Origin of the sequence: Moraxella catarrhalis, assembly GCF_001632285.1 — a bacterium.
Taxonomy (GTDB): Bacteria; Pseudomonadota; Gammaproteobacteria; order Pseudomonadales; family Moraxellaceae; genus Moraxella; species Moraxella catarrhalis.
In genome coordinates, this window is record NZ_LWAH01000001.1 from 209087 (window position 1) to 232344 (window position 23258).

Genomic DNA, 23258 nt, shown 5'->3' on the forward strand with positions numbered 1-23258 from the left:
TTTGAGGGTGTTTTTTTGTGGTTTAAGCATCAATACGCTCAAATCGTGCGATGCTCTCAACATGACCTGTATGGCTAAACATATCCATCACACCAGCATGTGTCAGCCGATAGCCAGCTTCTATGAGTGCTTTGGTATCTCGAGCCAGTGTGACAGGGTTGCACGAGACATAAACGATGCGTTTGGCATTAAATTTGGGCAAGTATGTCATCACCTCCCAAGCACCTGAGCGGGGCGGGTCGATCAAAAGTGCATCAAAGCAATTATTGCCCGTTGCCCATGGCTGATCGCTTAAATCTTGGGTCAAGTCTTTGGCATAAAATTCAGTATGGGCAATGCCATTGGCACAAGCATTCATTTTGGCGCGTTCGGTCATCTGCTCACTGCCTTCAACACCGACCACAAAGCCACTTTCGCCAACTTGTCTTGCCAATACTAAGCTAAAATTACCCAATCCGCAAAATAAATCCAGTACACGCTCACCTTTTTGTAGGTTTAACAGGCTGCTTGCCAAATCCATCATTTTTTGGTTGACGGATAAATTAACTTGCGTAAAATCCAATGGCGAAAATTCATAAGTCAAATCAAAATTTGGTAGATGATAAAACAGACCACCTGTGGGTGGTACAGTCAGCGAGGTTGGGCGAGCATCTTCGGTATCGATGCGATGTACGCTGTCTGCGCCTTTTGGTTGTAAGAACAGTTGCCAGTTGCGAGCTGCAAAAAATTGACGCAATTTCGCCAAGTCTTCATCATCAAGCTCCTGCATATGACGCACAATAACCGCAACCGATTTGATGCTGTCAGGCACATGTGGCAGTGTCTGCCCCATGGCAATCTCAAGCTGTGGAATGCTATCTCGTGCATTTAGGTCGGTGATAAGTGCTTTTAAATTTTTAAGCTCAAAGCCGATGCGTTTATCTAAGATATGGCATTCGTTGAGTTCTGCCAAAAAGTTGCTGGCGCGTTCACGAAAACCGACCAGTGCTGAGTCTTTTTTGGCAACATAGCGTACACCCATGCGTGCTTTGGTGCGATAGCCAAGACGATCGCCAACCAAAGGCTCAAGCCAAATATCAGGCTCGATGCCTGCTTGATGTATGAGCAGCTCTTTTAGTACGGACTGTTTGAAATCAATTTGAGCATCTGCCTGCCAGTGCTGTAGACTACATCCGCCACACACCCCAAAATGTGGGCAGGGTGGCGTTTGACGCTGGGGATGGGGATGATTGACGACTTGTAAGGCATCACCTTCTTCAAAATTTTTCTTAGAATTGGTCATCTTAACCAAGACAGCCTCGCCCGGTAATGCAAAGCTGATAAAGACTTTTTTGCCTGCTTTATCAGGATTGTGGGTGGTGTTATCGGTCTCATAAACTGCCACGCCACGCCCATCGTGTGCTAAGTTTGTGATATGAAATTCAAGGGGTGGTGTATCTGCCAAACGCTTGCGTGCTCGAGCAGTTGGTTTGCCTTTTTTACTGGGGTTTTGAATAAGTGAATGCGTTTGGGTCATGTGAAAAGCTTGCCTGTCGTTAGATGGGTTTTTAAGCATTATGGATTTTGAAACAATGAATGAACTGATCACAGTTTTATGGTATTTTATCAATCTATGATTAATAGATTATCAATGTTAGATATACCCTAATCATTTCATCACTAAAAATGGGTGTGGTCATGTTAAACTGCACATTATAACATAAGTCAATCAGCTGTGGGTTTGATTGAGTCTGCTTGGTTGTCATGACATGAATCCACTGATGAGTTTTTGGCTGATTTTTATGCGTTAAAAATCATTGCCTATGCAAGCTTGGTTTTGTGTTTATGAAATACTGGCAGATGAGACTGTTTGGATGGTATCGGCGACAGCAGGTGTTGGCTGGGCGTCAAATTCAAAACGCCCACCCATGCTGTGGCTAAAAACAGCCATTTCTTGGATTTTGATATTGATTGCTGTACAAATCATCATTCGATTTGTGATGGATATGGGCGAAGTATTTAATAACTCTTATCTTACAATCAAATAAAGCGTCAAATCCTACCGTACCCAAGCATCTAAAAAGCTTTGATGGCGTAGCTTGCCAGCTGAATTGGTCAAGCTTTGTACAAATTGGTTGGTTTTGTCAATGAGTGCTTGGCATTCATCGGTAGAAGATTTGCCCGTTAAAGTCAGCCACCTTAAATAAATCAGCCAAGTATTTAGGACATCGGACTCGCAATAACAACTAAGGGCGTCCCATTGAGAGTTTTGTACCATCGGCAAAACCTGCGAGCCATCAAGATTGCCTTTACCAGCAAATCCACACAAACTGGCAACCGTATCAAGTTTTTGGTGTAGTTTGTTATTATGCAGTGCAGTTTTGTCCATCAAATCAATATGCATCTCACCATAGCGATATGAATAGCCAAATTTTTGGGCACTGCCAAATAGTGCTGGTGCAGATAATTGGTGGTGCATAGACCGATGCATCAAGACAGGTAAGTCAAAAGCCAATCCATTCCAGCTGACAAGCACAGGTTTTTTATCAAAGGCTCTTAAAAAATTGACCAAAATCTCTTTTTCGCTCATGGTTTGTAGTGTGAGAGATTTAAGATGAAAGGTCGTGCCATCAAACCATAAAAATGACAAGCAAGCGATTTTATGAAGTGGTAGACGCATGAATTCTGTGCCTGATTCAGCATGACGCAGGGCAATGAGTGCAGTTAAAGCATCATCATCACCCAAATCGCCAAGCTCTGGATAAAGTCGCTTGCCTGTTTGTATGTCAGGTATGGTTTCAATGTCAAATACTAAAATTGGGGTGGAAATCATGCCAAGCCTCAGTCAGTCACACCGAATAATCCTGTGGATAAATAACGGTCGCCACGGTCACACGCAATAAATACAATGACTGCATTGGGGGTATTTTTGGCAATTTGATGAGCTGCCCACGCCGCACCACCAGAGGATACACCACAAAAGATACCTTCTTCTCGTGCCAGTTTTCGCATATAGCGTTCGGCATTAGTTTGATTGACATCCATGATCGTATCAACCAATGATGCATCAAAAATTCCTGGTAAATATTCAGCAGGCCAACGGCGAATGCCTGCGATAGATGACTGTTCATCTGGCTGAAGCCCAATGATTTGAATGGCTGGATTTTGTTCTTTAAGATATTGACTAACACCCATGATGGTGCCCGTTGTGCCCATACTACTGACAAAATGGGTAATTTTGCCCTCAGTTTGTTGCCAAAGCTCAGGGCCTGTGGTCAGATAGTGTGCGTGTTTATTATCGGTATTATTAAATTGGTCAAGTACAATGCCTTGTCCATCAGCTTGCATCTGTAGTGCCATATCTCGTGCTGCCTCCATGCCATCTGCTACCTCGATGAGTGTTGCACCATAGGCAGTCATCGCATCTTTACGCTCTTGGGTGGAATTGGCGGGCATTAATAAGGTCATCTGATAACCACGCATTGCCGCAACCATCGCCAGTGCAATACCTGTATTGCCACTGGTTGCCTCAATGAGTGTATCACCTGGTTTGATTTGCCCACGCTGTTCGGCTTGATAAATCATATTAAACGCTGGACGGTCTTTGACAGAACCTGCAGGGTTATTACCCTCAAGTTTGGCAAGTAAAGTAGCTTGGCTATCTTTGGCAAGTGTATTGAGCTTGACAAGTGGCGTATTGCCTACACAGTCAGACAGCGTGGTGGTTTGATGGATAAAATCTTTGGTCATTGTGGTTGTCTCATAAATCATAGATTATGCCAAATTATAGCATAATTAAAACCAAGCCATCAGCTTTGTTCAACTGGGTTTGGTGTACTTATGATACTGTTTTTGGTATAGTGCTACAAAATCTTGGGGTGATTATCCATGCAAATCAATAAAGCATTTGGCATAAAAAGCGCTTATGGGCAGCTGATTTTGTTGGTATTCTTACCGATTGTGGTATTGGCATTTTTAGGTTCGTACTTGGTCATGAGTGAGGTACGCCGTGCCATACTCTCAGAACAAGACACCATGGCAAATGCAGCATTGGTACGTTATGATGCCATCGTGCGTCCTTTATTAACAGACCTTCAACATCGCCAAAATCGTTTGGATGAGCGTGTCGCTCAGATGAATGAAGATGAGATATTAATTGCCATTACGCCACATGATACCAATTTACCAAATCGTGCGATGGCTCGCCATGCTCAAGATATACCATTTTTTAATACCAATTGGTTCGTACAACTTCAACAGTCTCGTAATCAGCATGTACTTCGAGTGGCAATTATGGATGGCATCGGTCAGGTGCTTTTTAGTACGGGAATGCAGACAGATTTATCTTGGGGAGATGTTGATTTACAAGCCAAAGAAATCTATCGCATACCAACCGCTGTAGGCACCGCCTATGGCAAATCATTCATTTTTGATAATGAGCGTTATTGGCTTTTGGTGGATATGGATAATACACCATTGACGATTACCTCATATCGGGTAGCATTGGCGTTGACTGCCATTGGATTGACGACCATTTTACTGCTTTTGCTGATTTTAAATATTTATTCTAAACGCTGGATTACGCCACTTTATGAGATGCGGCTGTACTTACAGCGACTAAATACCGATAATTTATCCCGTGTACCACAACTAAAAACCAGTGGTGAATTTGCCTTATTGCGAGATGATTTTACACGAGCGGTTCGCCGCCTGCATGCCAGCTTTACAGAACTAAAAAACCATGCCGATGAAACAGAACATGATTTACAGCAAGCATTTGATGAAATGGAAATGCAAAATATCTCTATTCGAAATGCTCGTGATGCAGCAATCTCAACCAGCCAAGCCAAGTCAGCATTTTTAGCAAATATCAGTCATGAGCTGCGTACACCATTAAATAGCATTGATGGTTTTATTAATTTGTTAGCCCGTAAAGGTGAGTTGACTGGTGAGCAAAATTTATATGTACAAACCATCAAAAAATCATCAGCACATTTGCTGGCACTGGTTAATGATGTGCTTGATTTTTCTAAGATTGAGGCAGGTAAGCTGATTTTAGATAGCCATGATTTTGATTTATATGATGCAGTGTATGATGTGGTTGATATGCTGTCACCAGCAGCACTTGAAAAGCGGCTGCGTCTGGCAGTCTTATTTTATGATGATGTACCAACTCGCATTATTGGCGATAGTTTAAGAGTAAAGCAAATCTTAACCAATCTTGTGGGTAATGCCATCAAATTTACTGATATGGGCAGTGTCGTGGTTCGAGTGAGTTTGGCTGAAAAAACAGGATATTTATGCATTGAGGTGGAAGATACAGGCAAAGGCATTAGTGAAAGTGATAAAGAACAGCTGTTTCAAAGTTTTGGTCAAGGTGATTTGAGCGTCACTCGCCGCTATGGTGGAACGGGTTTGGGTTTAGTTATCTCAAAGCAGTTGACACAATTGATGGGTGGCTCGATTGGTTTTATTGACAATCGCAGTGAAAATATTGCTAATGCAGGTGCAACTTTTTGGTTTGAGATGCCCATGGGTGTGGATGAAGGTTCGATTGATGATGCCTTACCTAAGCTTGCAGAGCTGTTGCACACACCCATGCAACTTTTGGTTTGGATTAACCATGCACCAGCATTGCGGGTACTAAAGAGCAGTTTGGTTGGCACAAAAGTTCAATTAACGATAGCCATTGGTCTTGCAGATTTATTAGAAAAACTTGATAAAAATGAGATGGATTATGATTGGGTGATTGTGGATAATTTTGGCCAAGACGCTGCCAAAGATGATGTGGGTGCCGTGTTACGACAAATTCGCTTACGATATGATGGTAAGCTTGCCAGTTTTGGTTATCAAGTGGGTATCAACGAACAGTTGTTATTGCGTTATCAGACCCAAGCATTATATGAGCCGATGGATAAAAGGCAGCTATATGCCATGCTTTTAAATCAGCAAAACCTGTCGGCGATACAATCACCTCGTCAGGCCAAATTTGTGGGGCGTAGGATTTTGGCTGTAGATGACCATTTACCAAATCTTTTGGTGCTAGATGCATTACTTGCTGAGCTTGGTGTTGAGGTTGTTACGGCAAATAGCGGCTTTGAGGCCATCGAAAGGATGACGCAGAGCATCACAGGGTCAACGCCACCCATTGACATGATATTTATGGATGTCCAGATGCCAAGAATGTCAGGACTTGAGACCTCTATCGAAATTCGAAAAATTGAGCAAGCACATTTGAGCAAGCCTGTACCTATTATTGCATTGACTGCCCATGGTCTGTCAGATGAAAAAGATCAGTTGGTCTCATCGGGGCTTAATGATTATGTTAGTAAGCCAATCGGTGAGGTACAGCTGGTACAAACGCTACAAAAATGGCTTGGTCATGATGTGGCAGCTGATAAACTCAATGTATTGGATATGGTTGAAAGTTTGCCCATACTTGATGTACCAAAAAATGCCGTCGATGCCCCTGAAAAATTACCCGTTGTAGATTGGGGCGATGCGCTTGAGCGTTCAGCAAATAAACCTAAGCTTGCCTATAGACTGCTTGAGATGCTCATTGATGGTGCTGACTCTGAGCGTCAGTCACTTGAGCGTGCATGGGCAGACCGTGACCGTGTCAGTTTGGCTGATATCAGCCATCGGATGGTTGGGGCAGCACGGTACGCAGGCGTGCCAAGACTGCGTGCGGTTTCAGAGATTTTTGAGTCGGCATGCCGAAATGATATCACGGCAGTCACTCCAAGCCATTTTATTGCCTTGCGTCCAGCATATCGGGCTTTGATTGATGCGCTCGATACATTGCAAGCAGTGGAGCTAGATAAAGTGGCGATGGATGCAGATTTGGCAGATTAGGCGTTAAGATTAACTAAATACCAGCTAGGATGACCATATTAATAGGCTATCTTAATATGGTCATGTGATTTATTGTGTCTGATTATCTTTTGTATTTACAGGTATTGATACCAAGCAAGCGGTATATTGGGCAAAAATTAATCAGGCCTGTTGCCGGTAGTATCGCCCCAACAACATAGCCCCACCAGCCGATGACCGCAAACAAAGGTAATACAATTAAAGCGATACCAATAACAATACGAATGATACGATCGACTTGATGTAAATTTGCTTGCATTACGATACCCCTAGGTTAGTTGATTGATAATCATTTACATTAAAAAAGTTTAAAAAACACCTCAAATAGGCTGTGATAGTTAAGGTGATTTGAAAAATAATCAAATGGTGTTTTATTGAATTTTTTCAAATTCTACGCCAAAAATATCAAAATAACAAGCAAGTTTTTAGGGTATCATTGCCTTTTATATTCGTCATAAAAATGGCTATTTTGTGTTTAAAAAATAAGAAAATTTTCTCTTAAGTCACCAAATTTAGCCATTTTCATGCAAAAATCATTGTTTTGGTTTGATAAATTTTACACGATAACCTGTGTTATCAGACAGGTATATTGCCAATTGCCTGACCCATCATGACTTTTTTACCGTGAGTGATGTGTGCAAGCCAGTCATTGTGGGCGGATTTTGGTAATATGATGATGGCAGTTGAGCCTAAATAAAAACGCCCAAGCTCATCGCCTTTTGATAAAGTTAACTCATGGGTACGATATTGAATGTGGGGCGTGCGATTAATCTTACCAGTTGCGACCGATTCAATGCCTGCAACAATCATTGCCCCAACCATCACCACAGCAGCTCGCCCAAAACTGGTATCAAATAAACAAATTAGCCGCTCATTTCGTGCAAACAAATCAGGCACATGCTTGGCGGTTGTGTGATTAACCGAAAACAGCGTACCTGGTACATAGCGTGTGGCAGTCAATTGACCATCAAAGGGCATATGCACACGATGATAATTGCTGGGTGCCAAATAAATTGTTGCAAAACTGCCATTCATAAAATACTGACCATCGTCATAATCAGCAAGCAGTTGCCCAATCTCATAGGTGCGACCTTTCGCTTGCAGAATCATACCTTGTTTGATGTCTCCAATTTGTGAAATCGTACCATCAGCAGGGCAAATCAGCTGATTGGGCGTCTCATCAATTGGGCGTGCATCTGATTTTAGTTCGCGTGTAAAAAAGTCATTAAAACTACTATAATCAGAAAATTGACTGCGTGCATATTCATCCAAATTTATGTGATACGCCTTAGCAAAGCTGTGAATCAAGGATTTTTTAACATACGGATTTTGGCTGGCGGCTAGGTTGCCTGCAAATTCGCTGAGCGCCTGCTGTGGGATGAGATTTTGGATAAGTGTGAAAGGATTCATGGTTGACCTATTCAGATATTTTTTAAGATATTTTTTATTTTATCATAAATTTTATGATAGGGTTTGATGAAAATTTACCCAAAATGCTCTCTTAAGAAAATACCATCTTAAGATTATCTTTTTATGGCTAAGCTGACCATTGATTGATATAATGAGAATGATTTATATTTTCAAATAGAAAAGCCACTGACAATGCAGTATGATGTATCAAAATAGCTCTATAAGATGATACATAACCGATGACACCTGCCCAAGCCATGATAACACCGCTCAAACCGACACAACCGACACCCAAAAATCTCATTCACCAAAGTGCTTTGATGCGAGCGGTGTATTTTGTTTTGGGCTTGGTGTGTTTGATTTTGGGGCTAATTGGTATCGTTGTGCCAGGCATGCCGACGACGGTTTTTATTTTATTGGCGGGCTATTTTTGGGCAAGAAGCTCACGGCGATTTTATGCGTGGCTACTGGCACATCGACTATTTGGGCAGATGATTATCAATTGGCAAACGCATCGTGCTATTCCAAGATTTGCCAAATATTTGGCTTGGTCGATGATGAGCCTGTCAACAATCATATTATTTTTTAAATTACCAAGCTCGTGGCAGTGGGTGGCTTGGCTTTTGGCAGCGATTAGCCTTGGGGTAGGCATATGGATGGCAAGACTGCCCAATGCTTAACAGATTGTTTGGTTTTTTAAGATAAATTTAATTCATTCGCTGGTTTGATGATAAAGTGTGTTTATTTGATTAGGATAATACAAAAATATTCAAACCATTAAATCAAACCATTAAAGCTATCATTTTTTATCTAAATTCGCTATGATAAGCCAATTTGACTAAGATTTAGGCGATGATTAACGAATTTGATACCGCCCATTTGTGGCACCCTTACACTTCTATGACGAACCCTTTGCCAGCCTTGCCTGTTGCTTGTGCCAAAGGTTGTCAAATTCATCTACAAGATGGCACGGTACTCATCGATGGCATGTCATCATGGTGGTGTGCCATTCATGGATACAACCATCCTGTTTTAAATGCCGCCATCACCGAACAGCTCACCAAAATGTCTCATATCATGTTTGGTGGGCTGACACACGAACCTGCCATCAAACTTGGGCAATTATTGCTTAGCATTGTCCCAAAACCGCTTCAACACATTTTTTATGCCGATTCAGGGTCGGTTGCCGTTGAGGTGGCTTTGAAAATGGCGGTTCAATATCAGCATGCTTTGGGCAAGACCACCAAAAACAACATCATGACAACCCGCTCAGGCTATCATGGCGATACTTGGAATGCCATGAGTGTTTGCGACCCCATCACAGGCATGCACCAAATTTTTGGGGATGCTCTGCCCAGTCGCATTTTTGTGGATGCACCAACGATTAAGATTGATGACCCTTGGGATGATGCGGCCATGGACGATATTCGCTTGGCATTTAAGAGACACCATAAAAACTTAGCGGCTTTTATCATTGAGCCTATTGTTCAGGGGGCAGGTGGCATGCGGTTTTATCACACAAATTATCTAAGGCAGCTGCGTAAATTATGTGATGAATATGGGGTGTTATTGATTTTTGATGAAATTGCCACAGGCTTTGGGCGGACAGGTCGTCTGTTTGCTTGCCAGCATGCCAAGGTAGTGCCTGACATCATGTGTTTGGGCAAGGCATTAACGGGCGGTTATATGACATTGTCAGCCGTACTCACCACAACCAAAGTGGCACATACCATCAGCCATGGTAAGGTGGGTGCGTTCATGCACGGGCCAACATTTATGGCAAATCCATTGGCATGTGCTGTGGCACTGGCAAGTGTTCAGCTTTTATTACAAAGCCCTTGGCAATATCATGTTCGGCGTATTGCTCGGACATGTCGCATGACATTAACCCATCTTAAACAGTTGCCACATGTCGCTGATGTGCGTATTTTGGGGGCGATTGCAGTGGTTGAGATGACAGACCCGGTAGATATGGCAATCATTCAACAAGAATGCGTCGCACGAGGGATATGGATTCGCCCCTTTGGACGGTTGGTTTATCTGATGCCACCATTTATCATCAGCGATGATGAGTTGGCAACTTTATTGCATGAGTTTACCGATTTAATCTGCACAACCTTATCAGCTAATTTTAAAAAACAGTCAATGAACCCAATAATCAATGAAGATGAATGATGAATGACCAGTTATTAAATTTTTATGCCGAACAGCTGTCTGCTTTAAAAGCATCGCACAATCACCGCCAATTACAACGCTTAAAACATCAAGGGCAACGCATTGGTGTCAATGACAGCAAGCCTTTGCTCAATTTAGCCAGCAATGATTATTTGGGCATTGCCAGTCAAACATCACTTTATGAAGAATTCTTAGAGCTGCTGCATGAACAGCGTTGGCCGTTTAGTGCGTCTTCTTCTAGATTATTGACAGGGAATTTTGAAAATTTTGAGCGATTAGAGACCAAAATGGCATCATTATTTGGTCGCCCTTGCTTATTATTTAATAGTGGTTATCATGCCAATATCGGTATCTTACCTGCCATTTGTGATGATAAAACGGTGATTTTGGCGGATAAATTGGTTCATGCCAGTATCATTGATGGAATGCAATTGGCTGCCAAACATGGCACCAAAACCATCCGCTATCAACATCAAAATCTCCCCCAGCTTGAAGGATTAATCCAAAAATATCAATCAGATAATGGCATTTGTCGTATCATTGTCGTTACCGAAAGTATTTTTAGTATGGATGGCGATATCACAAATTTATCCCATCTTAGCCATTTAAAGGCACAATACCCAAAGGTGATGCTTTATGTTGATGAAGCCCACGCCATCGGTGTTCGAGGTGGGCGTGGTTTGGGCTGTGTGGAAGAATATGGCGTCATCAATCAAGTTGATTTTATTGTCGGTGCATTTGGAAAAGCATTGGCATCAGTTGGCGGATACTGTATTTGCCATCCCATTTTGCGTGATTATCTGATTAATAAAATGCGTCCTTTGATTTTTAGTACCGCCTTACCACCCATTAACATTGCTTGGAGCTGTTTTATTTTAGAGCAAATACCTTTGATGAACCAAAGGCGTAAGCATCTGATGAAACTTAGTGATGATTTATCAAAAGTGGTTCACTTGGCAAAGCTGCCATGCCCCTCTGCCAGTCAAATCATTCCCATCATATTGGGTGACAATACTCGTACACTAAATGCCGCCGCTGATTTGGGCAGACAAGGTTATCATGTGCTGGCTGTACGCCCACCAACCGTACCAAAAGGACAATCACGGTTGCGAATTTGTTTAAATAGTGCTATTAATGATGATACAATGACAAAGTTTACCCAAGTGCTTACTCAAATCGTCAGCAGTGAGAGCAAATGACAAAATCCGCTTTATCATCAAATCCCAATAAAATCGCCCAAAGATTTTGTAGGGCCCATCAAAGCTATCGCGCTCATGCAACCGTTCAGGCGAAGATGGCAAGACGGCTTATCATCTCTTTAAAGATGGTTAAAGCAAAGATGGTTAAAGCTTGTAATACCAAAAATACTGGCATGCAACCTTATCGGGTCATACAAGATGAACACATATCAAGATTGCTTGAAATTGGCGTTGGCAGTGGTCTTTTAACCGATGCTTTATTTGAGAATTTTAGCGTTGATACACTGTATTTAAATGATTTGTATGATAATATCCAAACCAACGCACTGCCAAAGGATATTGATGCCAATTATCTGATCGGGGATATTAGGATGATTGATTTGCCAAAAACCTTAGATGGTGTGATTTCATCTTCTGCACTGCAATGGATTTATCCGCCAGATGTGCTATTTAAAAGAGTTTTTCAGACTTTAACAGCTGGCGGATTTTTTGCTGCCAGTACTTTTGTTGAGGGTAATTTATCTGAAATACAAGCATTGACAGGGCGAGGGCTACGCTATGATACGCCAAAACAGCTGATGGTGCGTTTAAATCAAGCAGGTTTTATGATTGATGAGTTTAAGGCAGATGAGCAAGTGCTTTATTTTGACTCTCCGATGGCGGTGCTAAGACACCTAAAAGCAACAGGCGTGACAGCAGTTGGCACAGAGCAGGCATGTTGGAGCAAGCAAAGTTTGGCAAAGTTTTGTCAAAACTATCAACAATTTCATACCGATGCAGGTTATACCTTAACTTATCGGCCGCTGCTTTTTGTTGCTCATAAACCAATGAAACCAATGAGTTCGCCTTTATGACCACATTGCCCAATCTTCACCAAATGCAAGGCAGCTATTTCATTAGCGGTATTGATACCAACATTGGTAAAACCATCGCAACAGGCCATATCGCCTGCCAGCTTTTAAAGAATGGGCGAACGGTTATCACCCAAAAACTTATCCAAACTGGCAATATCAAGCTAAGCGAAGACATTGTTAAGCACCGACAGATGATGGGCGTGGGTATGTTGCCTGATGATAAGATGCACCTAACAATGCCTTTGATACTAAGCTACCCTGCATCGCCACATTTAGCAAGCAAGATGGATGGCGTATCGGTAGATGTTAGCCATCTTTTGGCATGCACCAAACAGCTGGCAGAGGCTTATGAGATAGTGCTGATTGAAGGAGCGGGCGGTTTGATGGTGCCGATGATGGATGATGTCAAAGGTGGGCTGATGATTGATTATATCGCCAGTCAAAATTATCCTGTGATTTTGGTAAGCTCTGGCAGGCTTGGCAGCATTAACCATACTCTGCTAAGCTTAAACGCCCTAAAAACTTATGGCATATATTTGTACGCACTGGCGTACAATCAAGCCGATGATGGCGATGATGAGATGATTGCAACCAACACCAAACAGTATTTGCAAGAGTATCTCAAAGCCCATCACAGTGATGCCCTTTGGTGGGAGATTCCTAAGTTAAATTCAGCCGACTTTGGCCTAAATTCATTTTAAAAAAGGCAAATAATGAAAGCATTGATACAGCGGGTACACCAAGCACGCGTTGAGGTTTGCGGTGAGGTGGTTGGTGAGATTGATGGTGGGATACTGGCTTATATCGGTATTGGCAAGTCAGATGATGTTAAGCAAGCAAAGCGTTTGGTGGATAAGATATTAAGTTATCGTATTTTTGAAAATACCACTGACGCAGACAAGCTTGGCAAGATGGATAAAAGTGTGGCTGATGTGGGCGGTGGTTTGCTGTTGGTGTCGCAGTTTACACTGATGGCACTGACCGATAAAGGTCGCCGTCCTGACTTTGGGCCAGCGATGCCACCCAATCAGGCAGCACAACTGTTTGATGAGTTGGTTTGTTATGCCAAACAGTATCATACGCCAGTGGCGACGGGTCAATTTGGTGCTCATATGCAAGTGATTGCCCATAATGACGGTCCGATTAACTTTATCTTAGAAGTATAGTATCTTAGAAGTATCATCAGCGTTTTTTGGGACAAAATAACATCATCTTTTATTGTAATTCGTCCACGACAATTTCGTCTAAAGTGATTTGATGAATGGGATAATTGGCAAAATCATCAATGTTCTTGCCTTGGGTGATAATCGCAGCTTTATCCGCCAAATACTGTTCAAGTGTCAAGTGAATCGTGCGAAACGCCAAATCTTGCCAAGGGATATCCTGCTCATCAATCAAGGCACATTCTAAGCTTTCAACACCAACCCCAAATCGCCCATCACAAGATAAGTTGGTCAAATACATGGCATGGATTTGCCCCAAATAAGGCATATCAAATAAGCAGTACAGCTTAGCATCGGTGGCAATAGCGGCAGCTTCTTCGATGGTCTCACGCAACGCACCTTCCATCATGGTCTCACCAATTTCCATAAATCCTGCTGGCAAAGTCCAATAGCCGTATCTTGGCTCAATGGCACGGCGACAAAGCAGAATTTTGTTCTCATGGCGTACCAAAGCCCCGCAAATCATCTTTGGATTGTCATAATGAATAAATCCGCACGCTGAGCAGACGAGACGCTGACGACTATCGCCTTTGGGAATGGTGTAGGTGGCGGTATGTCCGCATTGCATACAGTAGGGCATCGGTCTATAATAAACTGGCTGATTAATGAACACTACCCAAAAATTATATTAGTAAAATTATATTGTAAGGATAGCTTTGATTGTCATGACTGATTTAGTTTAAGTCAATTTCACCAAAAATACAAATGTTATGAACGATTTTTTTAGCCAAATTAAGACGCATGCTGATCCAAATTTCGTCGATAAAACGGCGGTTTATTTGCCACCAGAGCATCGATTCTCTACGCTTAGCCATGCCTTATCTGAGTATCACGGTGTAGATATTTTGTCTTTGACACAAAATAATGATCTGATTGCAGGGGTTGATAGGCAACAACTGAATCAAGCCTATGAACAGTTGCTCATTAACAAGCCACAGCCCCATGCTTGCGTGCTTGTTGCCATTACTGATGAGATTAGCCCAAGGCTATTATTGACTCGCCGAGCAAGTAATTTATCAAGCCATGCAGGTGAGGTGTCGCTGGTGGGCGGTAAGCGTGATAAGACGGATCGGTCTTCTTATGAGGTGGCAACTCGTGAGGCATTTGAGGAGGTGGGTCTATTAAGACAAGACAGCACTTTAATTGGATTTTTACCGATGCAAATCTCCAAAAAAGGTCTTTTGGTACGCCCTGTGGTTGTCAGTATGACACCTGCGATAGCAGACAGTTTAATCGCCAGTGAAGATGAAATTCAGCGGTTATTTTGGGCTGATCTGACATATCTAAAAACAACGCCACCCATAGATTATTATTTTGAGCGTCCTAATTTTGGGCGAGCATATTTGCACACACCAGCATGGCTGATTGATGATCGGCAAATTGGTGAGCCTGAAGTGGTGTGGGGATTGACAGGGCGTATCATCGCCAATTTTCTACACATCGGCTATGGGGTGTGCTATCAGTGGTACTATCACCTTCAGGCACACCACTAATTCATGTCTCAAAGGACTAATGTCTCAAAGGTTTAGTCTTTTTGAGCTACTAAGGCTTTGAGTGCATCTGGAGATGACCACAAGCCTTCTAGGTCATAAAATGCCCGTGCTTGTGGCGTCATGATATGTACCACCACCGCACCCAAGTCCACCAGTGTCCAATCGCTGTCTTTATCACCTTCACGGCCAAGCGGCATCAGCCCGGCTTCTTTGGTTGCAGCACCCAATTTATCCGCCAAAGCTTTGACATGGCGTTTACTGGTGGCCTCACAAATAACGATGCGTTCAGCAATTTCGGTTAAATGTTCGATTTCAAGGGTCGTTATGTTTTTTGCTTTTAAGTCATCAAGCGTTTTGGTAACAAGTGCAAGTGTTTGGTCTAAATTCAAAGTCGTCATAATTGATTGATAATTGGATGGATAACTTTTAATTATAGCATATTTTTGGGGTTTTGGTATAAGCCTTCTTTGCAGATATATGCCAAGACGCACTCATCCATCAGCGGTGCAGCAAGCTTAGTGCGACCATCAGCGATTAGGGTGCGGATTTGACTGGACGAGATGTTCATGATGGGTGTGTGATCTAAATAAATCGTATGGTCATTTGCCAAAAATTCATCCAAATTAGTAGTGCACTTTGTTGCTACTGTCTCATCAGCTGGCGTGGTATCGACACGGTCAAATGCCCACAATTTGACTTGGTAAATCAGCTCATCATACGCCTTCCATTGATGTAGATTTGCCAAACTATCGCCCCCAATAATAAAAATTAATCGGTCATCAGGATAAGTGGACTTAAGCTGTCGTATGGTGTCGATGGTGTATATCGGAGGTATCAAAGACAGCTCACGCTCATCAATTGATATATTCATGCCTTTTTTTATCAAGGGTGTAATGGCAAGCTTGAGCATGACGATGCGGTGTGCATGCGATGTCGGTGCGTTTTTAAAGGGATTGCCAGCCGTTGGCAATAGGTGAACGGTTACAGTGTCAGTGGTTTTTTGGTGTATGGTGTCATATGCACTTAGCACCATCTGCAGATGTGCCCGATGAATGGGGTCAAACGAGCCGCCAAGATAAAGTCGTATCATAATCGAATTTTTTAGGTTTTTAATATTGTAATCATTATGAGACAAAAAAGCCAATTTAAACAATAAAACCGTACATGAAATCCATGTATTTATTACAAAACCCATCTGCCAAATGCTTTAAAATATCTAGAAAATCCCCATTTTCTTATTAAATTCTTCTATAAAAAAGGCGTTTTCATGGCTCAAGATAAAATTGCCATCCGTGGTGCACGCACGCACAATCTAAAAAATATTGATGTAGATATTCCACGAGATAAATTTGTGGTGATTACTGGCTTGTCAGGCTCAGGCAAGTCATCACTTGCGTTTGATACTTTGTATGCCGAAGGTCAACGCCGTTATGTTGAAAGTTTATCAGCATATGCTCGACAATTTTTAAGCCAAATGCAAAAGCCAGAAGTAGATAGTATTGATGGTTTATCACCTGCAATCGCCATTGAACAAAAGTCCACCAACCACAATCCTCGCTCAACAGTAGGTACAATTACCGAGGTATATGATTACTTGCGTCTTTTGTTTGCACGGGTGGGTGTGCCTTATTGCCCTGAACATGATGAACCGATGGTCGCACAAACAGTCAGTGAGATGGTAGATGGGATTATGAGTTTGCCGACTGAGACCAAATTGATGATTTTAGCACCTGTCGTGCGTGAGCGTAAAGGTGAGCATATTGCTTTGCTTGAGCAGTTGCCATCTCAAGGGTTTACACGCGTGCGTATTGATGGGGTGATTTATGAGACCGATGAGTTACCAAACCTTGAAAAAAATAAAAAACACAGCATCGAGGTGGTGGTTGACCGATTTAAAGTGCGTGATGATTTGGGAAATCGTGTTGCCGAAAGTTTGGAGGTTGCATTAAAACTTGGTAATGATATCGCCATTTTGTATCACATGGATGGTAATCCTGTTGGTGATGATGAGCAGATATTATCTGCTAAGCATTCTTGCCCTGTATGTGACCGTGCGGTGAGTGAGCTTGAGCCAAGGCTGTTTAGCTTTAATAATCCTGCAGGTGCTTGCCCTGCATGTGATGGCTTGGGTAAGCGTCAGTATTTTGCGGCCGAGCGTATCGTTACCCATCCTGAAAAATCACTGAATCAAGGTGCTATTCATGGTTGGGATAAACGTCATGCGTATTATTTTGGCTTATTATCAACGGTTTGCCGTCATTTTGGCATTGATATGGATATGCCGTGGCAAGACTTATCAAATAAACACCAAGCGATTATTTTAAATGGTTCGGGTAGACAAAAAATTGAATTTAATTTTACCGATGAACGAGGGCGTAAAACGACCAAAAACACTCCCTTTGAGGGGATTTTGCCTTATCTAGAACGCCGTTATACAACCACAACCAGTAATTTGGTGCGAGATGAGTTGGCACAGTATCTATCAGATACCCAGTGCAATGTGTGCCATGGTGTACGCCTAAATGATATTGCCCGCCATGTGCGTGTGGAGGATAAAGCCATCGGTGATATCATCCATCTGCCGATTGGGGAGGCGTGGCAATATTATCAAAACTTAAAAATTACTGGTGCTAAAGGCGAGGTGGCTGATAAGATTTTCAAAGAAATCAAAGAGCGATTGGGTTTTTTGACCAAGGTCGGCTTGGAGTATTTGACCTTGGCACGCTCCGCTGAAACGCTGTCAGGTGGTGAGGCACAGCGTATCCGCTTGGCAAGTCAGATTGGTGCAGGCTTAATGGGCGTGATGTATGTACTTGATGAGCCGTCTATTGGACTGCATCAAAGGGATAATGATCGACTTTTGTCCACTTTAATACAGTTGCGTGATTTGGGCAATACGGTGGTGGTGGTCGAGCATGATGAAGATGCCATTCGGCAGGCGGATTATATTATTGATATTGGCGTTGGAGCAGGCGTGCATGGCGGCCGTGTTGTGGCATCAGGTAGTGCAGAACAGGTTGCCAACACCACAGGGTCGCTAACGGGCGAGTACCTATCTGGCAAGCGACGCATTGAGGTGCCGACTACTCGCCAATTGCCTAAGACCATCGAGATAATCAAAGGTAAAAAAACCATCCAAGAGCCATTATGGATTCATTTGGAGGGTGCAACTGGTAATAATCTAAAAAATGTTCATCTTAGTATTCCGATTGGTGTCATGACCTGCATTACGGGTGTGTCAGGTTCAGGTAAATCCACCTTGATTAACCGTACACTTATGCCATTGGCTGCGACTACCTTAAATAACGCCACCACACTTGCTCCTGAAAAATATGAAAAAATTTCAGGACTTGAGCATTTGGATAAAATGGTGGATATCGATCAAAGTCCGATTGGTCGTACACCGCGTTCAAATCCTGCCACTTATACAGGCGTGTTTACACTGATACGAGATTTATTTACCCAAACGCCAGAAGCCAGAGCGCGTGGCTACAAAGCAGGGCGGTTTAGTTTTAATGTGAAAGGCGGTCGTTGTGAGGTATGTCAGGGCGATGGATTGATTAAAGTTGAGATGCATTTTTTGCCAGATATGTATGTGCCGTGTGATGTGTGTCATGGTAAGCGATATAATCGTGAAACTTTGGAGGTTAAATATAAAGGTAAATCCATCAGCGATGTGCTTGATATGACTGTTGAGGAGGCGATGGGATTTTTTGAACCCATTCCTGCTATTCATCGCCGCCTAGAAGCACTACATGAGGTGGGTCTTGACTATATCCGTTTGGGCCAGTCGGCAACGACTTTATCAGGTGGTGAGGCACAGCGTGTTAAACTTGCCAAAGAGCTTGCCAAGCGTGATACGGGCAAGACTTTGTATATCTTAGATGAGCCGACAACGGGGCTACATTTTCATGATATCGCTAAGCTTTTGCATATTTTACATACATTGCGTGACCGTGGTAATACTGTTGTGGTGATTGAGCATAATTTGGATGTGATTAAAACAGCAGATTGGATTGTGGATTTAGGCCCTGAAGGTGGTAGCGGTGGTGGTGAGATTGTCGCCACAGGTACGCCTGAGACAGTTGCCAAAAATAGCCGTTCACATACAGGCAGATTTTTAAAGCCTATGCTTAAGTGAAGCTTGCTGGCAAATAAATTATGAAATAATTGTATAAATTTACCAAAAATTGATGGCAATTTATCCAAAAATTTCGTAAAGTATACTTAATTTTAACCATTTAATGATTACAATTTATTAAAAAACCAGCAAAGGAAATTTTATGAGTGTTAATAAAGTCATTCTTGTGGGTAATTTAGGCAATGACCCAGAAGTTCGTAATTTTGATAATGGCGGCATGATTGCAACGGTATCAATCGCTACCTCTGAACGCTGGACGGACAGAAACACAGGCGAGCGTAAAGAGCATACCGAATGGCATCGTGTGGTATTTAATAACCGATTGGCAGAGATTGCCTCACAGTATCTGCGTAAAGGTTCACAGATTTATGTTGAGGGCAGTTTACGCACACGCAAGTGGCAGGATACTCAGACGGGTCAAGAGCGTTATACCACAGAGATTCGTGCGGATAATATGCAGATGCTTGGCAATCGTGCAAGTGGCGATAATGGCGGTTATGCCAATTCCCAAGGTGGTTATGCCAATCCAAATCAGCAATATCAAAATCAGGGCAATCAAGGCGGACAGTATCCAAATACTGCCTATCAACAAGCCAATCAATTTGGTGGTCAAAATTCATCAGGCTATACGCAGCCTCAGCCAAACCAAGCCTACCCAAATTCAGGCTATCCCCAAGAGCGAGCATCTCAGCCTCAGAGTAGCTCGATGGCACAAAACCATGCTTTTGGGCAGCCAACACACATTGAGCAAAATACAGGTATGTCGCCTATCCAAAAGCCAAATACGCCATCGACAAATCAGCCTGTCATCACGCCATCACAGGGCTTATCGGATGATGATATGCCGTTTTAATCGTCAAAGTCATGATTGTTCAATAAAAAAATCTCAAGCCATAATTTGCTTGAGATTTTTTTATTGATTTTTTGATTGATATTAAGTTAATCAGATAAAGGCGTGTGGGACAAATAAGCTGGTATCTTTGGTGATGAGCGTGCTGTCCTCACGAATGCCAATACCTGCAGCACTGTGACCGATAATCCAACTACCAATGACTGCAAACACATCTTGACCTTGATTGTTGCTAAATTTGGGTAAGGGTTTGGACTCTTGGTAGACATACCCTTCTTGACCATATTGTCCATGCGTTGAGAGTGTTTGATTGGCATGAGTTAAGCTGATATTTGCACCTTCACGAGAAAAAAACGGCTTTTTAACCACATTTGTTGAAATATCGTTTGGATTTAGGCTTGCTGCAAGCAGATTGGGATGATTTGGAAACATCTCCCATAAGACAGTCAATAATGCTTTATTGCTCATCAAGAGTTTATAAGCAGGCTCAATCAGATGAATATTGCTACTGGCAATATGCTGTCCAAATTCTTCAGCAAGTAACCACTCCCAAGGATACAGTTTAAACAGATGGTGAATGATATTGTCATTTAAATCAGTAAATTGACCATCACTCATGCGATAACCAATATTGCCGATATCAATATAATCAGTCTGTAGCCCAGCTTGAATGGCGACATCTTGTAGGTATTGTGTTGTGGTTAAATCCTCAATACTGTCTGAAACAGCGGTTAAATACAGCGTGTCATGACCAAGCATTGGCTTTAATGATTCAAACTCTACAAGCAGTCGTTCATGAATGCTATTAAACTGGTCAGCTCCTCTTAATATACCACCTTGAGCCTGAAGCCAATACCACTGGGCAACGCTTGCTTCAAATAAAGCGGTGGGCGTATCGGCGTTATATTCATAAAGTTTGGGCGGGTTGATACCATCAAAGCATAAATCAAAACGCCCGTATAAACTGGGTGCTTGTCTGCCAAAACTGTCCTCAATCTGCTTAGCGGCGATATCATCAATGCCAAGTCTTGCATAATCGCCAGTTTTTACCACATGGGCAACTGCTTGTACATACATATGATGCAATGTGTTGGTGGCATCTTCTAGCAAATCAATTTGGGATTCGGTAAATACATAGCAGGCATCTTCTTGCCAATAATTACCATCAATGCTGTGATAATTAAAGCCAATGCGTGCCATTTCGCTTTGCCAATCTGGTCGTGGTGCAACAGTGATACGCTTCATGAGGCCGAACCTGTCGCACCGCCTGTCGCACCAAAACCTTGGCGAGTGGTGCCAGCTCGGTTGTCTTGGGTGGCTTGAGCGAGGCTTTGGCGATTGCTGTTGGTGGCTTGTTGGTTATTTTGTGCTGGTTGCTGTGTGGTTGTTGGTGTTTGGGCGGTTTGTGAAGCTTGAGCGGTAGCAGCACGATTACCAGCAACTTTGCTTGCAACATAACCTGCCGCAGCGCCTGCTGCAGCACCTGCCAGTAGGCTACCGACACCGCTACCATCGGCAGAAGTTGCCTTGGTTTCATGGCTGGCATCTGCTTGTGCTTCTTGAGCTTGCATTTCAAGCTCGGCAGCTTGGGCTTGTAAGGCGGCGGCTTGCTCTTGAAGTGCTTGTGCTTCAGCGTTGGTGTATTGTAGAGGTTCTTGTTGTTGCGGCTGATGTTCTGCGACTGTTGGAGATTGGGGTGAACAAGCAGCAATGCCAAGCCCAGCACCACCAAGCAAAACCAAAGAGATGTGACGAGAAGATTTGCGAGTTTTTACAGAATTTGTCATAACTATGCCTAAAATAAAGATACTTTCTTTCATTATGCCGACAAATGCTTGGTTTTACAAGTCGGTGTCGGTAAAACAGCCCTGTAAATATCTGGTTTATCAGCAAATTGTATATGAGTGATGGGGGTGATGTGATATAATAAGATGTGTTTATATTCTCTTTAATGATTAATAAGTATTCAATAGCTAGGTGACTTATGCCAAAAAACAACCCGGCCCCAAATACAGTTCCCAAAAATGGCGGATTTGTTGACCGCCTGTGGCAAGGGTTTTTAACAACCGTTGGTACTGAGCGATTTTTCTATATTTTTTCACCTTGGGTGAAGTATTTGGCTACAGTCGCCGCCTTGTTGCTTGGCACAGGTTTGGTTTGGGCGCTTGGTTTTGCGCCACCTGATTATCTACAGGGCAACAGCTATCGCATTATCTTTATTCATGTACCCACAGCAAGCCTTGCGATGAGCATCTATTTTGCTTTAAGTGTGCTTGGTGTGATTTTTTTGGTGTGGAAAATTAAGACCGCTAACATTGTCGCCCAAGCAATTGCACCCATTGGATTCATCTTTTGTGTGATCAGCTTATTGACGGGTTCAATTTGGGCAAAACCCACTTGGGGTACTTATTGGGTTTGGGATGCACGCCTAACCTCCATGCTGATTTTGGCGTTTTTGTATGCTGGTGTGATTGCGTTGTTTTCTGCTTTTGAAAGTAGCAGCAACCGTGGCAAAGCAGCTGCCATTTTATCTATCGTGGGTGCGGTGAATTTGCCCATCATCAAGTACTCTGTTGAATGGTGGAATACGCTACATCAAGGTGCAACATTTACCGTTACCAATGCACCAAAAATGAGTGCATCCATGTGGGTACCACTTTTAATTATGATTTTGGGCATGTACTTTATGGTGGCGGCAATTGCTATTTATCGTACCAATTCATTGATTTTGGCTCGTGAAGCCAATAAGGCTTGGGTGATGCGATTGATTAATCAAAGTCAGGAAGGTGTGTGATGACACCATATTTTAAGTCAATGAGCGAATTTATTGCGATGGGTGATCATGGTTATTATGTGTGGCTATGTTATGCATTGACTGTGATTGCTATTTTGGGATTAATTATTTATACCAAAAATGAGCGTAAAGTTACCATCCAAAAACTCAGTCGCCAGCATGCACGCGGACGATTAACCAACAAACAGCGCCGTCAGTAGGTGCTTGGCTGAATTTATCGCTGTAATGAGCATTTGAGCATATGGCGACTTAAACGATGTGGGGGAA

23 protein-coding genes are annotated in these 23258 nt (G+C 42.7%); 13 read left to right on the forward strand and 10 right to left on the reverse strand.

Translation table 11 applies throughout. The features are described from left to right. Nucleotides 1-22 precede the first annotated feature (22 nt). Nucleotides 23-1516: a 23S rRNA (uracil(1939)-C(5))-methyltransferase RlmD gene (gene rlmD, locus A4U55_RS00895; protein WP_049167108.1), complete on the reverse strand. Its 1494-nt coding sequence runs from the start codon at nucleotides 1514-1516 to the stop codon at nucleotides 23-25. Nucleotides 1517-1802: 286 nt separating this feature from the next. Here rlmD and A4U55_RS00900 point away from each other — a divergent pair, with 286 nt between their 5' ends. Further along, nucleotides 1803-2027 carry a hypothetical protein gene (locus A4U55_RS00900; RefSeq protein ID WP_049167106.1) on the forward strand — a complete coding sequence of 75 codons (225 nt, stop codon included), beginning with the start codon at nucleotides 1803-1805 and terminating at the stop codon, nucleotides 2025-2027. An 11-nt stretch (nucleotides 2028-2038) separates the two neighbouring features. Here the strand turns inward: A4U55_RS00900 and A4U55_RS00905 are convergent, their stop codons facing one another. Together A4U55_RS00905 and cysM are read right to left on the reverse strand one after the other, a co-directional pair. Further along, a complete protein-coding gene (locus A4U55_RS00905; protein ID WP_003656844.1) occupies nucleotides 2039-2812 on the reverse strand; it encodes a 3'-5' exonuclease in 774 nt (257 codons plus the stop codon). An 8-nt stretch (nucleotides 2813-2820) separates the two neighbouring features. Continuing rightward, nucleotides 2821-3750: a cysteine synthase CysM gene (gene cysM / locus A4U55_RS00910; protein WP_003656842.1), complete on the reverse strand. Its 930-nt coding sequence runs from the start codon at nucleotides 3748-3750 to the stop codon at nucleotides 2821-2823. Nucleotides 3751-3867: 117 nt separating this feature from the next. On the opposite strand from cysM, the gene A4U55_RS00915 reads away from it, so the two are divergent. Beyond that, nucleotides 3868-6834, forward strand: a complete 2967-nt coding sequence (locus tag A4U55_RS00915; protein ID WP_003666624.1) for an ATP-binding protein — start codon at nucleotides 3868-3870, stop codon at nucleotides 6832-6834. Nucleotides 6835-6916: 82 nt separating this feature from the next. Here the strand turns inward: A4U55_RS00915 and A4U55_RS00920 are convergent, their stop codons facing one another. Together A4U55_RS00920 and asd are read right to left on the reverse strand one after the other, a co-directional pair. Beyond that, nucleotides 6917-7111 carry a YgaP family membrane protein gene (locus A4U55_RS00920; RefSeq protein ID WP_003669988.1) on the reverse strand — a complete coding sequence of 65 codons (195 nt, stop codon included), beginning with the start codon at nucleotides 7109-7111 and terminating at the stop codon, nucleotides 6917-6919. Nucleotides 7112-7428: 317 nt separating this feature from the next. After that, complete coding sequence (gene asd / locus A4U55_RS00925) at nucleotides 7429-8262, reverse strand: archaetidylserine decarboxylase (protein ID WP_003663416.1); 834 nt, start codon at nucleotides 8260-8262, stop codon at nucleotides 7429-7431. A 239-nt stretch (nucleotides 8263-8501) separates the two neighbouring features. Here asd and A4U55_RS00930 point away from each other — a divergent pair, with 239 nt between their 5' ends. From A4U55_RS00930 to dtd, 6 genes are all read left to right on the forward strand, one after another. After that, on the forward strand, nucleotides 8502-8942 hold the full coding sequence (locus A4U55_RS00930; RefSeq protein WP_003656837.1) for a YbaN family protein: 441 nt from the start codon (nucleotides 8502-8504) through the stop codon (nucleotides 8940-8942). Between the two features lie 172 nt (nucleotides 8943-9114). Next, nucleotides 9115-10437, forward strand: a complete 1323-nt coding sequence (gene bioA, locus A4U55_RS00935) for an adenosylmethionine--8-amino-7-oxononanoate transaminase (protein WP_063453912.1) — start codon at nucleotides 9115-9117, stop codon at nucleotides 10435-10437. Continuing rightward, complete coding sequence (locus A4U55_RS00940) at nucleotides 10437-11636, forward strand: 8-amino-7-oxononanoate synthase (protein ID WP_003663418.1); 1200 nt, start codon at nucleotides 10437-10439, stop codon at nucleotides 11634-11636. The genes bioA and A4U55_RS00940 overlap by 1 nt, the downstream gene beginning before the upstream one ends. Then, nucleotides 11633-12490 (forward strand): methyltransferase domain-containing protein, encoded by an 858-nt coding sequence (locus A4U55_RS00945; protein ID WP_063453913.1) that lies wholly within the window; start codon nucleotides 11633-11635, stop codon nucleotides 12488-12490. Before A4U55_RS00940 ends, A4U55_RS00945 begins: the two co-directional genes overlap by 4 nt. Beyond that, nucleotides 12487-13191, forward strand: a complete 705-nt coding sequence (gene bioD, locus A4U55_RS00950; protein WP_080534120.1) for a dethiobiotin synthase — start codon at nucleotides 12487-12489, stop codon at nucleotides 13189-13191. Before A4U55_RS00945 ends, bioD begins: the two co-directional genes overlap by 4 nt. Nucleotides 13192-13203: 12 nt before the next feature. After that, nucleotides 13204-13656 carry a D-aminoacyl-tRNA deacylase gene (gene dtd / locus A4U55_RS00955; protein WP_003663421.1) on the forward strand — a complete coding sequence of 151 codons (453 nt, stop codon included), beginning with the start codon at nucleotides 13204-13206 and terminating at the stop codon, nucleotides 13654-13656. A gap of 49 nt (nucleotides 13657-13705) precedes the next feature. On the opposite strand, the gene A4U55_RS00960 is transcribed toward dtd, so the two are convergent. Further along, on the reverse strand, nucleotides 13706-14281 hold the full coding sequence (locus A4U55_RS00960; RefSeq protein WP_080534121.1) for an NUDIX hydrolase: 576 nt from the start codon (nucleotides 14279-14281) through the stop codon (nucleotides 13706-13708). A gap of 142 nt (nucleotides 14282-14423) precedes the next feature. Here A4U55_RS00960 and A4U55_RS00965 point away from each other — a divergent pair, with 142 nt between their 5' ends. Next, a complete protein-coding gene (locus A4U55_RS00965; protein ID WP_003663423.1) occupies nucleotides 14424-15206 on the forward strand; it encodes an NUDIX hydrolase in 783 nt (260 codons plus the stop codon). 32 nt (nucleotides 15207-15238) lie between these two features. Here A4U55_RS00965 and rsfS read toward each other — a convergent pair whose 3' ends face one another. Both rsfS and nadD read right to left on the reverse strand, forming a co-directional pair. Next, nucleotides 15239-15604, reverse strand: a complete 366-nt coding sequence (gene rsfS, locus A4U55_RS00970; RefSeq protein ID WP_003666638.1) for a ribosome silencing factor — start codon at nucleotides 15602-15604, stop codon at nucleotides 15239-15241. A gap of 32 nt (nucleotides 15605-15636) precedes the next feature. Beyond that, a complete protein-coding gene (nadD, locus tag A4U55_RS00975; protein WP_003670673.1) occupies nucleotides 15637-16401 on the reverse strand; it encodes a nicotinate (nicotinamide) nucleotide adenylyltransferase in 765 nt (254 codons plus the stop codon). 72 nt (nucleotides 16402-16473) lie between these two features. On the opposite strand from nadD, the gene uvrA reads away from it, so the two are divergent. Both uvrA and ssb read left to right on the forward strand, forming a co-directional pair. Further along, nucleotides 16474-19347 (forward strand): excinuclease ABC subunit UvrA, encoded by a 2874-nt coding sequence (uvrA, locus tag A4U55_RS00980; RefSeq protein WP_003663425.1) that lies wholly within the window; start codon nucleotides 16474-16476, stop codon nucleotides 19345-19347. 142 nt (nucleotides 19348-19489) lie between these two features. Continuing rightward, nucleotides 19490-20200: a single-stranded DNA-binding protein gene (gene ssb, locus A4U55_RS00985; protein WP_003669976.1), complete on the forward strand. Its 711-nt coding sequence runs from the start codon at nucleotides 19490-19492 to the stop codon at nucleotides 20198-20200. 90 nt (nucleotides 20201-20290) lie between these two features. On the opposite strand, the gene A4U55_RS00990 is transcribed toward ssb, so the two are convergent. Next, the gene (locus A4U55_RS00990) at nucleotides 20291-21442 is read right to left on the reverse strand and encodes a glutathionylspermidine synthase family protein (RefSeq protein WP_003671435.1); all 1152 of its coding nucleotides are present in this window, start codon (nucleotides 21440-21442) and stop codon (nucleotides 20291-20293) included. Further along, complete coding sequence (locus A4U55_RS00995) at nucleotides 21439-21984, reverse strand: hypothetical protein (RefSeq protein ID WP_003656286.1); 546 nt, start codon at nucleotides 21982-21984, stop codon at nucleotides 21439-21441. The genes A4U55_RS00990 and A4U55_RS00995 overlap by 4 nt, the downstream gene beginning before the upstream one ends. 197 nt (nucleotides 21985-22181) lie before the next feature. Between A4U55_RS00995 and A4U55_RS01000 the strand changes: the two genes are divergently transcribed. Continuing rightward, nucleotides 22182-22991: a heme ABC transporter permease gene (locus A4U55_RS01000; protein ID WP_003656293.1), complete on the forward strand. Its 810-nt coding sequence runs from the start codon at nucleotides 22182-22184 to the stop codon at nucleotides 22989-22991. Continuing rightward, a complete protein-coding gene (ccmD, locus tag A4U55_RS01005) occupies nucleotides 22991-23191 on the forward strand; it encodes a heme exporter protein CcmD (RefSeq protein WP_003656294.1) in 201 nt (66 codons plus the stop codon). Before A4U55_RS01000 ends, ccmD begins: the two co-directional genes overlap by 1 nt. The last annotated feature ends 67 nt before the right edge of the window (nucleotides 23192-23258 follow it).

Excerpts from the sequence above, each read along its gene's own strand:
- rlmD (WP_049167108.1), bottom strand. The coding sequence starts at position 1,516 with ATGACCCAAACGCATTCACTTATTCAAAACCCCAGTAAAAAAGGCAAA.
- A4U55_RS00900 (WP_049167106.1), top strand. The coding sequence starts at position 1,803 with ATGCAAGCTTGGTTTTGTGTTTATGAAATACTGGCAGATGAGACTGTT.
- A4U55_RS00905 (WP_003656844.1), bottom strand. The coding sequence starts at position 2,812 with ATGATTTCCACCCCAATTTTAGTATTTGACATTGAAACCATACCTGAC.
- cysM (WP_003656842.1), bottom strand. The coding sequence starts at position 3,750 with ATGATTTATGAGACAACCACAATGACCAAAGATTTTATCCATCAAACC.
- A4U55_RS00915 (WP_003666624.1), top strand. The coding sequence starts at position 3,868 with ATGCAAATCAATAAAGCATTTGGCATAAAAAGCGCTTATGGGCAGCTG.
- A4U55_RS00920 (WP_003669988.1), bottom strand. The coding sequence starts at position 7,111 with ATGCAAGCAAATTTACATCAAGTCGATCGTATCATTCGTATTGTTATT.
- asd (WP_003663416.1), bottom strand. The coding sequence starts at position 8,262 with ATGAATCCTTTCACACTTATCCAAAATCTCATCCCACAGCAGGCGCTC.
- A4U55_RS00930 (WP_003656837.1), top strand. The coding sequence starts at position 8,502 with ATGACACCTGCCCAAGCCATGATAACACCGCTCAAACCGACACAACCG.
- bioA (WP_063453912.1), top strand. The coding sequence starts at position 9,115 with ATGATTAACGAATTTGATACCGCCCATTTGTGGCACCCTTACACTTCT.
- A4U55_RS00940 (WP_003663418.1), top strand. The coding sequence starts at position 10,437 with ATGAATGACCAGTTATTAAATTTTTATGCCGAACAGCTGTCTGCTTTA.
- A4U55_RS00945 (WP_063453913.1), top strand. The coding sequence starts at position 11,633 with ATGACAAAATCCGCTTTATCATCAAATCCCAATAAAATCGCCCAAAGA.
- bioD (WP_080534120.1), top strand. The coding sequence starts at position 12,487 with ATGACCACATTGCCCAATCTTCACCAAATGCAAGGCAGCTATTTCATT.
- dtd (WP_003663421.1), top strand. The coding sequence starts at position 13,204 with ATGAAAGCATTGATACAGCGGGTACACCAAGCACGCGTTGAGGTTTGC.
- A4U55_RS00960 (WP_080534121.1), bottom strand. The coding sequence starts at position 14,281 with ATGCAATGCGGACATACCGCCACCTACACCATTCCCAAAGGCGATAGT.
- A4U55_RS00965 (WP_003663423.1), top strand. The coding sequence starts at position 14,424 with ATGAACGATTTTTTTAGCCAAATTAAGACGCATGCTGATCCAAATTTC.
- rsfS (WP_003666638.1), bottom strand. The coding sequence starts at position 15,604 with ATGACGACTTTGAATTTAGACCAAACACTTGCACTTGTTACCAAAACG.
- nadD (WP_003670673.1), bottom strand. The coding sequence starts at position 16,401 with ATGGGTTTTGTAATAAATACATGGATTTCATGTACGGTTTTATTGTTT.
- uvrA (WP_003663425.1), top strand. The coding sequence starts at position 16,474 with ATGGCTCAAGATAAAATTGCCATCCGTGGTGCACGCACGCACAATCTA.
- ssb (WP_003669976.1), top strand. The coding sequence starts at position 19,490 with ATGAGTGTTAATAAAGTCATTCTTGTGGGTAATTTAGGCAATGACCCA.
- A4U55_RS00990 (WP_003671435.1), bottom strand. The coding sequence starts at position 21,442 with ATGAAGCGTATCACTGTTGCACCACGACCAGATTGGCAAAGCGAAATG.
- A4U55_RS00995 (WP_003656286.1), bottom strand. The coding sequence starts at position 21,984 with ATGACAAATTCTGTAAAAACTCGCAAATCTTCTCGTCACATCTCTTTG.
- A4U55_RS01000 (WP_003656293.1), top strand. The coding sequence starts at position 22,182 with ATGCCAAAAAACAACCCGGCCCCAAATACAGTTCCCAAAAATGGCGGA.
- ccmD (WP_003656294.1), top strand. The coding sequence starts at position 22,991 with ATGACACCATATTTTAAGTCAATGAGCGAATTTATTGCGATGGGTGAT.